This is a genomic window from Nitratireductor sp. GZWM139, from assembly GCF_030068685.1.
In the GTDB taxonomy this organism is placed as follows: domain Bacteria; phylum Pseudomonadota; class Alphaproteobacteria; order Rhizobiales; family Rhizobiaceae; genus Nitratireductor; species Nitratireductor aquimarinus.
The window spans coordinates 52,073-64,385 of sequence record NZ_JAMQML010000009.1 but is presented as its reverse complement, the minus strand read 5'-3'; the positions used below and the strand labels follow the sequence as shown (position 1 = coordinate 64,385).

Annotated in this window: 11 protein-coding genes; 2 read left to right on the top strand and 9 right to left on the bottom strand. The window is 63.7% G+C overall.

All coding sequences use genetic code 11. The features are described 5' to 3' along the window. Positions 1-256 precede the first annotated feature (256 nt). The 8 genes from NDI72_RS12580 to NDI72_RS12545 all read right to left on the bottom strand — a co-directional run bounded on the left by NDI72_RS12580 (position 257) and on the right by NDI72_RS12545 (position 9,566). On the bottom strand, positions 257-1,393 hold the full coding sequence (locus NDI72_RS12580) for an ABC transporter substrate-binding protein (protein WP_283800613.1): 1,137 nt from the start codon (positions 1,391-1,393) through the stop codon (positions 257-259). Between the two features lie 69 nt (positions 1,394-1,462). Then, a complete protein-coding gene (gene kynA, locus NDI72_RS12575) occupies positions 1,463-2,296 on the bottom strand; it encodes a tryptophan 2,3-dioxygenase (RefSeq protein ID WP_113153569.1) in 834 nt (277 codons plus the stop codon). Positions 2,297-2,299: 3 nt separating this feature from the next. After that, positions 2,300-3,919 carry an AMP-binding protein gene (locus NDI72_RS12570; protein WP_283800612.1) on the bottom strand — a complete coding sequence of 540 codons (1,620 nt, stop codon included), beginning with the start codon at positions 3,917-3,919 and terminating at the stop codon, positions 2,300-2,302. Positions 3,920-3,928: 9 nt separating this feature from the next. Beyond that, on the bottom strand, positions 3,929-5,071 hold the full coding sequence (locus tag NDI72_RS12565) for an acyl-CoA dehydrogenase family protein (RefSeq protein ID WP_283800611.1): 1,143 nt from the start codon (positions 5,069-5,071) through the stop codon (positions 3,929-3,931). Next, positions 5,071-5,883, bottom strand: coding sequence for an enoyl-CoA hydratase family protein (locus NDI72_RS12560; RefSeq protein WP_113153566.1), 813 nt, complete (start codon positions 5,881-5,883; stop codon positions 5,071-5,073). Before NDI72_RS12560 ends, NDI72_RS12565 begins: the two co-directional genes overlap by 1 nt. Further along, a complete protein-coding gene (locus tag NDI72_RS12555; protein ID WP_113153565.1) occupies positions 5,880-6,356 on the bottom strand; it encodes a MarR family winged helix-turn-helix transcriptional regulator in 477 nt (158 codons plus the stop codon). The genes NDI72_RS12560 and NDI72_RS12555 overlap by 4 nt, the downstream gene beginning before the upstream one ends. After that, positions 6,350-7,108 (bottom strand): SDR family NAD(P)-dependent oxidoreductase, encoded by a 759-nt coding sequence (locus NDI72_RS12550; protein WP_283800610.1) that lies wholly within the window; start codon positions 7,106-7,108, stop codon positions 6,350-6,352. Before NDI72_RS12550 ends, NDI72_RS12555 begins: the two co-directional genes overlap by 7 nt. A 166-nt stretch (positions 7,109-7,274) precedes the next feature. Beyond that, positions 7,275-9,566 carry a bifunctional salicylyl-CoA 5-hydroxylase/oxidoreductase gene (locus NDI72_RS12545; protein WP_283800609.1) on the bottom strand — a complete coding sequence of 764 codons (2,292 nt, stop codon included), beginning with the start codon at positions 9,564-9,566 and terminating at the stop codon, positions 7,275-7,277. 219 nt (positions 9,567-9,785) lie between these two features. On the opposite strand from NDI72_RS12545, the gene NDI72_RS12540 reads away from it, so the two are divergent. Further along, positions 9,786-10,616 (top strand): hormone-sensitive lipase, encoded by an 831-nt coding sequence (locus NDI72_RS12540; RefSeq protein WP_283800608.1) that lies wholly within the window; start codon positions 9,786-9,788, stop codon positions 10,614-10,616. 55 nt (positions 10,617-10,671) lie between these two features. After that, on the top strand, positions 10,672-10,908 hold the full coding sequence (locus tag NDI72_RS12535; RefSeq protein ID WP_007010700.1) for an Lrp/AsnC ligand binding domain-containing protein: 237 nt from the start codon (positions 10,672-10,674) through the stop codon (positions 10,906-10,908). A 13-nt stretch (positions 10,909-10,921) separates the two neighbouring features. On the opposite strand, the gene NDI72_RS12530 is transcribed toward NDI72_RS12535, so the two are convergent. After that, complete coding sequence (locus tag NDI72_RS12530) at positions 10,922-12,127, bottom strand: Aq_097 family APC-type transporter (RefSeq protein ID WP_283800607.1); 1,206 nt, start codon at positions 12,125-12,127, stop codon at positions 10,922-10,924. Positions 12,128-12,313 lie beyond the last annotated feature (186 nt).

The following is a 12,313-nucleotide window of genomic DNA, read 5'->3' as shown; positions in this document are numbered from 1 at the left end:
CCGTCTGGTTTTGAGGTGGAGCGCTGCGTGGACGTCTCCCTCTCCCTGTTCACCGGGAGAGGGTGAGGGTGAGGGGCTGCGCCATGATCTGCAAAGACTGGCGCCNGAGGTGGAGCGCTGCGTGGACGTCTCCCTCTCCCTGTTCACCGGGAGAGGGTGAGGGTGAGGGGCTGCGCCATGATCTGCAAAGACTGGCGCCCGCCCCTCATCCGCCTGCCGGCACCTTCTCCCCGCCAGCGGGGAGAAGGAAGCTGTCCTACATTTTGCACTCGGCCGCGTAGGCGTCCTGATGGTCGGTGAACGCCGTGGAAACGATCTTGTTGGTCAGCGTGTCACCGTCCTTCACCACCTCGCGGACATAGAAGTTCTGGATCGGGTGGTTGTTGCTGTTGAAGGAGAACTTGCCGCGAACCGAATCGAAATCCGCTTCCTTCAGCGCTGCACGGAACGCATCCTTGTCCTTCACGCTTGCCTTGCCGGCGGCGGAGAGGATCAGGTTCGCCGTGTCATAGGCCTGCGCCGCGTAGACGGAGGGCAGGCGGCCATAGGCTTCCTTGAAGCCCTCGACGAAGGTCTTGTTGGCTTCATTGTCGAGGTCATAGGCCCACGATGCCGAGTTCTTCACGCCAAGCGCCGCGTCGCCGATTGCCGGCAGAACGTCCTGGCTGAACGAGAAGGCAGGCCCCATCAGCGGCAGGTCGACGCCCGACTGCGCATACTGCTTGGTGAAGGCGACGCCCATGCCGCCCGGCAGGAAGATGAACACCGAGTCTGCATCCGATGCGCGGATCTGTGCGATCTCGGCGGCATAGTCCGTCTGTCCGAGCTTGGTGTAGACCTCGCCGGCGAGCTCACCCTTGTAGAAGCGCTTGAAGCCGGTGAGCGAGTCCTTGCCGGCCGGGTAGTTGGGGGCCATGATGAAGGTCTTCTTGAAGTCCTTGTTGGCGGCCTCGCCCATCGCTTCGTGGAAATTGTCGTTCTGGTAGGCGACGTTGAAATAGTTTGGGCTGCAGCCAGCGCCGGCAAGAGCAGAGGGGCCGGCATTGACCGACAGGTAAATCACATCCTGCGCCGTTGCCGACGGCACGACGGCCATGGCCAGGTTCGACCAGATGATGCCCGTCATCAGGTCCACCTTGTCGCTCTGGATCATCTTGTCCGCAATCTGCACGGCAAGTTCCGGCTTGCGCGCATCATCTTCGGTGATGACCTCGATGTCCTTGTTGCCGGACTGTTCGATCGCCAGCATGAAGCCGTCGCGGGCGTCGATGCCCAGTCCTGCGCCGCCGCCGGAAAGCGTGGTGATCATGCCGATCTTGACCGGCTCGGCAAAGGCGTTGCCGGCAACGCTTGCCGACAGGGCAAACAGGCTCGCTGCAATAAGCTTTTTCATGAAGTGTCTCCCAATGGTTCCCAGGTTATTAGTTGCCGTTATTTTCGGCTTTGTCACCCGTTTCTCAGGCTACATGTCCGTGCGGACACGCCAGAGCTCGGGGAATAGTTCCACATCCAGCATCTTGCGCAAATAGGAAACGCCGGACGTGCCGCCCGTGCCGCGCTTCAGGCCGATGATGCGTTCCACCGTCGTCACATGGTTGAAGCGCCAGCGGCGGAAATAGTCCTCGAAGTCGATCAGTTTTTCGGCGAGTTCGTAAAGCGCCCAGTGCTCGTCGGGCTTTGAGTAGACGGCCTTCCAGGCCTTCTGCACCTGGTCGTTGGCCTCGCGCCTTGTGCGCCAGTCGGTGCGTCCGGCGTCAGCGCCGATGTCGAAGCCATTGCGCTCCAGAAGCCGCAGCGCCTCGTCGTAAAGGCTCGGCTCGGCGAGGATCTCCTCAAGACGCGCCGTGATCTGCGGCAGGTCCGAATGGGGTTTGAGCATCGCCAGGTTGCGGTTGCCGGCCAGGAACTCGATGGAGCGGTACTGCCACGACTGGAAGCCCGAGGACTGGCCAAGCGCATCGCGGAACATGGAGTATTCGCTCGGCGTCATGGTGCGCAGCACGTCCCATGCGCTGTTGAGCTGCTCGAAGATGCGGGCCACGCGGGTCAGCATCTTGAAGGCAGGGCGCAGCTGGTCATCGGCGATGGCGGCGCGCGCCGACCGGATCTCGGTGATGGCGAGCTTCATCCAGAGTTCGGATGTCTGGTGCTGGATGATGAAAAGCAGCTCGTCACGCGCCGGAGACAGAGGCTCCTGCGCATCGAGGATCTTCTCCAGATGCAGATAGTCGCTGTAGGACATGGGCGGCTTGATGTCCGCCGCGTTGTCGTCATCGAGTTCCGGTTGGCTGGCCATGGTTCAGTCTGTCTCTCTCAAGCGGAAACGCTGGATCTTGCCCGTCTCTGTTTTTGGCAGAGCATCGAGAAACCTGATCGAGCGCGGATATTTGTAGGGCGCGATCACCGCCTTCACGTGGTCCTGCAGGCGTTTCGCCGTTGCTTCGTCGCGGGCCACACCCTCGGCCAGCACCACATGCGCTTCAACGATCTGCCCGCGTTCCTCGTTCGGCGCGCCGATCACGGCGCATTCCAGCACCTCGGAATGGGCGAGTAATGCCGCTTCAACCTCGGGGCCGGCGATGTTGTAGCCGGAGGAAAGGATCATGTCATCGGAGCGGGCGGCGAAATGGAAGCGGCCCTCCTCATCCTGATAGAAGCTGTCGCCCGTCAGGTTCCAGCCGGCGCGCACATACTCTTTCTGCCGTTCGTCGGCGAGATAGCGGCAGCCGGTCGGGCCGCGCACGGCCAGCCGGCCGGTTTCGCCGCGCGGCAGCTCGTTCATGTCCTCGTCCACGATTCGCGCTTCATAGCCGGTCACCGGGCGACCCGTGGTTGCCGGGTGCCGGTCGTCGAACCGGTTGGAGATGAAGATGTGCAGCATCTCGGTTGCGCCGATGCCATCGAGGATCGGCTTTCCGGTCTTCTCCGTCCATGCCTCGAATACCGGTCCCGGCAGGGTCTCGCCTGCCGAAACGGCAACGCGCAGCGAGGAAAGGTCCGCCCCTTCGTCCATCGCCGCCATCATGGCGCGGTAGGCGGTGGGCGCGGTGAAGCTCACCGTCGCGCGGTACTTCTCGATGATCTCGATCATGTTGGGCGGGGTGGCGCTTTCAAGAAGCGTCGCCGTTGCGCCGAAACGCAGCGGGAAGATCGCCAGACCACCAAGCCCGAAGGTGAAGGCAAGCGGGGGCGATCCGACGAACACGTCGTCCGGCGTGACCTGAAGCACTTCCTTCGCATAGGCGTCGGCGATGATCAGCAGATCGCGGTGGAAGTGCATGGTGGCCTTGGGGATGCCGGTGGTGCCGGAGGTGAACCCCAGAAGCGCGACATCGTCACGGCCCGTCTTCACCGCGTCGAACGTGACCGGCTTGTCGAGCGCGATGCGATCCAGCTCGGCATCGAAATTGGCCGTGCCGTCAAAGCCCACCACCTTCTTGAGGAAGCGGCTTTCCTTGGCGCAGGCCACCAGCTCGTCCTTGATGCGCGTGTCGCACAGCGCCAGCTCGATCTCGGCCTTGTCGACGATCTTGGCCAGCTCGCCCGCGCGCAGCATCGGCATGGTGTTGACCACAACCGCGCCCGCCTTGGTGGCGGCGAGCCAGCAGGCCACCATGGCCGGATTGTTGGCCGAGCGGATCAGGATGCGATTGCCCGGCTTGACGCCGTAATCCTCGACCAGCGCATTGGCAAGGCGGCTCGTCCAGTCCGCCAGTTCCTTGTAGGTGCGGCGGCGTCCATTGCCGATCAGCGCCACATGATCGCCGAAACCGCGCTCGACCAGGCGGTCGGTCAGCTCGACGCCGGCGTTCAGATATTCGGGGTAGTCAAAGCCATCGAGAAGGAAGGCCGGCCATTGGTCTTCCGGCGGGAGATTGTCCCGCGCAAAGGTGTCGGTATGACCTGTCGGTCCGAGCATGTTTCCTCCCTATTTCATCGTTTGCCGTGCGATCACGACTTTCTGGACGTCTGATGCGCCCTCATAAATGCGGAGCGCCCTGATCTCCCGGTACAGGCTCTCCACAATGTGTCCGCGGCGCACACCGTCGCCGCCATGTATCTGCACTGCCTTGTCGATCACCTCCTGCGCCCGGTCGGTGGCGAACAGCTTGGCCATTGCCGCCTCGCGGGTGACGCGCGGTGCGCCCATGTCCTTGGTCCAGGCTGCGCGGTAGATGAGGAGTGCTGCAGCGTCGATGTCGAGCGCCATCTCGGCGATATGTCCCTGCACCATCTGCAGGTCGAACAGCGGCGCACCGAAAAGCTCGCGGCTGCCTGCCCGCTCCAGGGTCTCATCAAGCGCGCGGCGTGCGAAGCCGAGTGCGGCCGAACCCACGGTCGAGCGAAACACGTCGAGCACCGACATGGCGATCTTGAAGCCATCGCCCGGCTTGCCGATCATGGCGGAGGCGGGCACGCGCACATCGTTGAAGGCAAGCCGCGCCAGCGGATGCGGCGCGATCACGTCGAGGCGCTCCGCGACCTCCAGCCCCGGCGTGTCGGCAGGTACGAGAAAGGCCGAGATGCCTCTTGCGCCCGGCGCTTCGCCGGTGCGGGCAAACACGGTGTAGAGGTCGGCGATCCCGCCATTGGAGATCCAGGTCTTCTCGCCGGACAGCACATAGTCGCCGCCGTCCCGGGTGGCGGCCATGTCCATGTTCGCCACGTCCGAACCGGAGCGCGGTTCCGACAGGGCGAAAGCCGAGAGCGCCTTGCCCGCCCGCGTCCTGTCGAGCCATTGCTGCTGCTCCGGCGTGCCGAACAGGCTGATCGCCCCGGTGCCGAGGCCCTGCATGGCGAACGCGAAATCGGCCAGCCCGTCATGACGGGCCAGCGTTTCACGGGTCAGGCATAATGTGCGCACGTCGAGCGGGCCGGGATTGGCCGTGTCGACTGCGGTGGGTTTCAGGAAACCCGCTTCGCCAAGCCGGGCGACGAGGTCGCGGCAGGCGGCGTCCACGTCGCTGTGGTCGACGGGGAGGTTTTTGGCGCACCACGCATCCAGCCTGTCGGCCCAGTCGCGGTGGCGCTGCTCGAAGAAAGGCCAGTCCAGAAACGAACGATCAGCCATCAATCCCCCTCAAAAACCGGTTTTTCCTTGGCGACGAACGCGCGGTAGGCGCGCTCGAAATCCCGGGTCTGCATGCAGATCGCCTGCGCCTGGGCTTCCGCCTCGATGGCCTGTTCCAGACCCATCGACCATTCCTGATTGAGCTGCGTCTTTGTGATGCCATGCGCGAAGGTCGGTCCGGCGGCGATCCGCGCGGCCATGTTCAGCGCCTCCGCTTCAAGTGCGTCGGCGGCGACGAGCCTGTTGTAGAAGCCCCAGCGCTCGCCTTCCTCCGCACTCATGGAGCGGCCGGTGTAGAGCAGTTCCGCCGCACGGCCCTGACCGATGATGCGCGGGAGCATGGCGCATGCGCCCATGTCGCAGCCTGCCAGCCCGACGCGGGTGAACAGAAATGCGGCCTTCGCCTCCGGTGTCGCCAGCCGCAGGTCGGACGCCATGGCGATGATTGCGCCGGCGCCAACCGCCACGCCGTCGATGGCGGAGATGATCGGCTTGTTGCAGGCGATCATCGCCTTCACCAGATCGCCGGTCATGCGGGTGAAGGCGAGCAGGCCCTTCATGTCCATGTCGACCAGCGGGCCGATGATGTCGTGCACATCGCCGCCCGAGCAGAAGTTTCCGCCATTGGGCAGGAACACGACCGCATCCACGTCATCTGCATAGGGGAGGGCGCGGAACGTATCGCGCAGCTCGGCATAGGACTCGAAGGTGAGCGGGTTCTTGCGGTCGGGCCGGTCAAGCTGGATCAGCGCGACATTGCCCTCCATCCGCCAGATGAAATGCTGCGGCTTTAAACCCGCCATGGAGCTCATACCCCGCCCTCCCAATTGCTTTCGAATGTCTTGAGTGTGCCGGCCAGCGCCCGGGCTTCTTCCTCGGGCAGATTGCCGAGCAGTTCGTTGATCCAGCGCTCATGCGCTTCGGCCATGGCGGCGAAGGCTTCCTTGCCGGCCGGCGTCAGCTTGATGATCGAGGTGCGGCGGTCGCCGTCGCGCTTCGTGCGGCAGGCGAGCCCGTCGGTGACGAGCCGTTCCACGATCCCGGTCACATTGCCGTTCGACACGAGAAGAAAGCGCGAAATGTCGCTCATCGCCATGCCTTCGGGCGCGCGGTCGAGCACGGACAGCACATCGAAGCGCGGCAGCGTGGTGTTGAAGCGGGCTTTGAGCCGTTCGCGCAGAACCGCCTCGACCAGGCGCGAGGCGCGCAGAATTCTGATCCACAGGCGCAGGCGTTCCTTTGCCGGAGCGCCGCTGCGAACAGCGGCGAGGGGAGCGCTTACCATGTTTCACCTCCAGAGATGGAAATCGACTGGCCGGTGACCGAATTGGCCTCGGGGCTGATGAGCCAAAGCGCAGCAGCGGCCACTTCCCGGGGCTGAATCAGCCGGCCATGGGGATTGGCTTCGACGAACCCCTTGCGGGCTTCCTCGTGGCTACGCCCGGTCTTCTCGACCACGCGCTGAATGGATTCTTCCAGCATCTCGGTTTCCACGTAACCGGGGCAGATCGCGTTCACCGTCACGCCGGTCTTCACCAGCTCGACGGAGAGTGCGCGCATCAGGCCGATGACGCCATGCTTCGATGCAACATAGGGCGCGACATAGGCGTAGCCCTTCAGGCCGGCCACGGACGCGATGAAGATGATGCGGCCATTGCCGCGCTTGGCCATGGGCGAAAGCGCTGGCTTCACGCTCAGGAACGCCCCGGTCATGTTGACGTCGAGGATGCGGTTCCAGTCTTCGAGCTTCGTGCGATGGGCGGGCGCGCTGGAGGCCGTGCCCGCATTGGCAATGACGATGTCGAAGGGGCCGCGCGCGGCTTCCGCCGTCTCGTAGAGCGCCTGCATCGAGGCTTCGTCGGTCACGTCGGCAGTCAGCGCATGGATGCGTTCGTGCCGGGTCGCCACTTTTTCAAGCGGCTCGGCGCGCCGCCCGCAGATCGTGACATCGATGCCGGCTTCCGCGAGCGCAAGGGCCACGGCCTCGCCGACGCCCGTTCCGCCGCCTGTCACAAGTGCGTGGCGTGAACCGGTCATCGTATCGGCCCTTTCCTTGACGCCGGGCGATGCCCCTCATCCGCCTGTCGGCACCTTCTCTCCGCAGGCGGGGAGAAGGACGAAGCGGCGACGTTGATGCCCCCTTCTCCCCGTGCGCGGGGAGAAGGTGAGGATGAGGGGCAGAGCCAGCGCTCGGAAAACATGATCACACCTTCCCCGTCATCTGCTCGGCCCGCTCGGCAAGCCGGTAGAGCTGGTCGCGGCCGGGCAGGTAGGGATCGGGCCAGGTCACGCCCCTGTCGCCCAGCGTTGCCGCAGCATGCAGCGTCCAGTAGGGATCGGCCAGATGCGGACGGGCGAGGCAGACGAGGTCTGCACGGCCGGCCATCAGGATCGAGTTGACGTGATCCGGCTCATAGATGTTGCCGACGGCCATGGTCGCCATGCCGGTCTCGTTGCGGATGCGGTCGGAGAACGGGGTCTGGAACATGCGGCCATAAACCGGGCGCGCCTGTTTCGAGGTCTGGCCCGCCGAGACGTCGCAGATGTCGACGCCGGCTTCCTGCAGCATGCGCGCAATCTCCACGGCTTCGGCCGGGGTCACGCCTGCGTCGCCCACCCAGTCATTGGCCGAGATGCGCACCGAGATCGGCTTGTCTTCCGGCCATGCGGCCCGTACCGCAGCGAAGATCTCCAGCGGATAGCGCATGCGGTTTTCCAGGCTGCCGCCATAGTCATCCGTGCGCTTGTTGGTCATCGGCGAGATGAAGGACGACAGCAGATAGCCGTGCGCAAAGTGCAGTTCGAGCATGTCGAACCCGCAGCGCTCCGCCATCCCGGCGGCAGCGACGAACTGGTCGCGCACCGCGTCCATGTCGTCGCGGTCCATCGCCTTCGGCGTCTGGTTCGCGTCGGACCATGCCACTTCGGAGGCGGCCATGAGTGGCCAGTTGCCGTCTTTCAGCGGTGCGTCCATCTCTTCCCAGCCGAGTTGGGTCGAGCCCTTGGGACCCGAATGGCCGATCTGCGCGCAGATCCGCGCATCGGTCTCACGGTGAACGAAATCGACGATGCGCGTCCAAGCGGCTTCGTGCTCCGGCTTGTAGAAACCGGGGCAGCCGGGCGTGATGCGGCCCTCGGGGCTCACACAGGTCATCTCGATATAGACGAGACCCGCGCCGCCCTTGGCGCGCTCGCAATAATGCACCATGTGCCAGTCGGTCGGGCAGCCGTCGACGGCCTTGTACTGAGCCATGGGCGAGACGACGACGCGGTTCTTCAGCGTCAGGCCGCGCAGCTTGTAGGGCGCGAACATGGGCGCGCGGGCGGCATTGTCCTCGGCGCCTGCCTGCTGCTGGAACCAGGTCTCCGCATCCGCAAGCCATTCGGGATCACGCAGGCGCAGGTTCTCATGGCTGATGCGCTGCGAGCGGGTGAGCAGCGAATAGTTGAACTGCACCGGGTCGAGATCGAGATAGCGCTCCACCTCCTCGAACCACTCCAGCGAGTTGCGCGCCGCCGACTGCAGGCGCAGCACTTCCAGCCGCCGAGCGTCTTCGTATTTGTCGAAGGCTTCTTTCAGCGTCGGTTCGGTGTGCAGATATTCAGCCAGCGCGATGGCGCTTTCGAGCGCCAGCTTGGTGCCCGAGCCGATGGAGAAATGCGCGCTTGCCGCCGCATCGCCCATCAGCGCGATATTCTCATGCGACCAGCGTTCGCACAGCACGCGCGGGAAGTTGATCCATGCCGAACCACGAATGTGGTTGGCGTTGGTCATCAGCTTGTGGCCGCCCAGATGATCCTTGAAGATCCGCTCGCATACGGCGATGGAATCCTGCTGGCTCATCTCGCCGAAGCCAAACTTCTCCCAGGTCTCCGGGCCGCACTCCACGATGAAAGTCGCGGTCTCGTCATCGAACTGGTAGGCGTGCGCCCACACCCAGCCATGCTCTGTCTTCTCGAAGATGAAGGTGAAGGCGTCGTCGAATTTCTGATGGGTGCCAAGCCAGACGAACTTGCATTTGCGCACGTCGATGTCGGGCTTGAACACGTCGGCGAAGGTGGTTCGCGTCCGCGAGTTCAGGCCGTCGGAGGCCAGCACCATGTCGTATTCGGCCATGAAGGGGCGGGGATCGTCGATCTCCGTCTCGAATTCGAGCCTGATGCCGAGTTCGCGGGCGCGCTCCTGCAAGAGAATGAGCAGGCGCATGCGGCCAATGCCGCAGAATCCGTGTCCCGTGGAGAGCGTGCGCACGCCCTTGTGCACCACGGCGATGTCGTCCCAATAGGCGAAATGTTCGCGGATGCGCTCGGCGCTGACGGGGTCGTTTTCCGCCAGATTGTCGAGGGTTTCGTCAGAGAGAACCACGCCCCAGCCGAACGTGTCATCGGGCTTGTTGCGCTCGAAAACCGTGATGTCGTGGGCTGCATCGCGCAGCTTCATGGAGATTGCGAAATAGAGGCCCGCCGGACCACCGCCGAGAATTGCGACTTTCATGCTCGAGCTCCTTCCTCCCAGGATTGCTCTACGCCTGGCTTTGTAAGCTTGGAGCATTGCACCGGACAGACGACATTTCAAGCATGAAATTTTAAGGTTGAAATATGTCCGGTCTGGGCGCAGTGTACATCACGATCCGCAATGATGACAGTGGAGGCTGGCACGGCTATGCAGGCCCTGTTGCCATGTGCGGAGGGCGGCGCGGAGGGAGAATTGAACATGTTCTATCGTCAGGTTTCGGACTGGGATGACGCCTATGCGAATGGCGTCAACATTCCGCAGGGCGACCGCTGGCCGGATGCCTGGGTAGCCCCGGCGCAGGCCTATCGTGATGCGCTTTCGGCCGCTGGCCGGGCCGAGCTCGACATTCCCTATGGCGACGGCGCACGCAACCGCTTCGACCTGTTTCTGCCGGAAGGAAAGCCGGCCGGTCTGGTGGTGTTCATCCATGGCGGTTTCTGGCTGAAACTCGACAAGAGCTTCTGGTCGCATCTGGCCGCCGGTGCGGTCGACAGCGGCTATGCGGTGGCCATGCCGTCCTACACGCTGTGCCCCGAAAACTCGATTTCCGGCATCGTGCGCGAGATCGGCGCGGCGGTCACCGCCGCTTCCGGACGCGTCGATGGACCGCTCGTCCTGACCGGCCATTCGGCGGGCGGCCACCTTGCTTCGCGCATGGCCTGCGAGACCTCACCGCTGCCTGCGGATGTGCGCGCGCGCCTTCGCCATGTCCTGTCGATCTCCGGCGTGCATGATCTGCGCCCGATGATGAAGACGGCGATGAATGAGGGGCTGAAGATCACGCAAGAGGAGGCGCTGGCGGAAAGCCCGGCGCTGCTCGCGCCCATCCCTGGCGTGCGCGTAACCTGCTGGGTTGGCGCTTCGGAGCGGGGCGAGTTCCTGCGCCAGAATGCGCTTCTCGCCAATGTCTGGGTCGGGCTTGGTGCGCAGACCGCTGCTGTGGAAGAACCCGACCGCCATCATTTCGATGTCATTGACGGGCTCGCGGATTCATCCCATCAGATCGTGCGCTGTCTGTTGACAGCGTAACGCGATGGGCCAAGTCTGGCCCGACCCTGTTTCGAACTTGCTCCATGGAGCCCTTATGAGACCTGTCTTCGTTCAACTGCGCTGCAAACCCGGCAAGACCTATGAGGTGGCCGACGAACTCTACAAGCGCGAAATCGCCTCGGAGCTTTACTCCACGAGCGGCGATTACGACCTGCTCATGAAGGTCTACATCGATGACGGTGTCGATATCGGCAAGTTCGTCAGCGAGAACATCGCCAATGTGCCCGGCATTCGCCGTTCGCTCACCACTTTGACCTTCAAGGCGTTCTGATCCCGGTCCGGTCTTACGTCTCGACCGGCACCCCCAGAACCACGATCGCCAGGCCGAGCAGCGCCAGCGCGGCGAACCCCGCCGCGCGCCACGGGCTGTTTGCATCACGCCATGCCTTGGCTGCGGCAAGTGCGGCCTGCAGCATGTAGTAAAGCGCGAAGGCCCGCGACGCGTAGCTGATGATGTGGAACACATCCGCCGACCAGGTGAGAGCGAGGCCCACCGCCACAAGCAGGGCGTAGGACCGCCTGGGCGTAAGCCGACCGCGCGTCAGCTCTGTCAGAAGCCCGCCCGATCCGCTCGTGTCCGCCACTGCCGCGCTGAACTGCGCGGCCAGTCCCGCTGCCACCAGAAGCACGGAGAGGATCGGCGCGACGGCGGCCATCATGCCAATGATGGCCGTTTCCGTGAGCGGTTGCCCGTCGATGTCGAAGGTGTAGCTGATCAGCAGGATGTAGCTCATATAGATGCCGGTCGAGATCCATTGCGCCAGCTTCATCGAGCGGATCAGCGTCGGCGTGTCATAGTCGCGGCCGAGATAGCGCGATGTCTCAAACCCCTGAACCGTCACGATCAGTCCGAAGGCAAGGGCGATGGCGTGCCAGCCGCTCACACTTGGCGCGCGCAGGATCATGTCATGCGCCGACACATGCTGGATGAAGAAGATGCCGAGACCGACCAGCAGGCCGGCAATGATGGCGAGCTTGAGCGCGACGGACGCGTACTCCATCTTTTCGAGCGCCCGGAAACCGCGCGTCCAGCCAACCATCAGGATCAGCACATAGACGGCCGATGTCAGAAGCCGTGCATCCGTTGGCTGGTTGGCTTCGGTCAGGCTCACGCCGAAAGCGCCGAACAGGTTCAGATAATAGGCGACCGAGATGATGTAGGCGAAGCCGAGGCTCGCTGAGGCTGTCGTTTCCAGAAGCGTTTCCAGCCTGCTGCCGTGCCGTCCCGCTTCCGCCTGCAGCATGCTCATATTGTAGCGGATCGCCGCGCCGAACAGATACGCGCCCAGACACAGCGCCAGCATGACGAGCGGCGCGTTGACGCCATAGGCGAAATTGAGGATTGGCCCCAGAACGAGAAACCCGCTGCCGATGATGGAGGCCAGCGGCGTGGTCATCGCCCTCCATGTCGGCCGGCCATGGAGACGCGGCGACCACAGCGCCAGCATCACCGCGACGACGGTCAGCAGGATAACGGCGTTCAGATACATCGAGAGATCCCGGTTTGTGCTTCATGTCCGGTGCGACGCCGGTTTGAGGATGGGCATTCTATTGATGAGGCTGGCCGGTGCGTTGCGCAAGATCAAGTGGGTTACGCAAGATCCGGCCGGGCAAAACACCTTGGCGGAATGCCGGGCTTGCGCTACGACCACACATCAAGTCGGTTTCGCACGAGG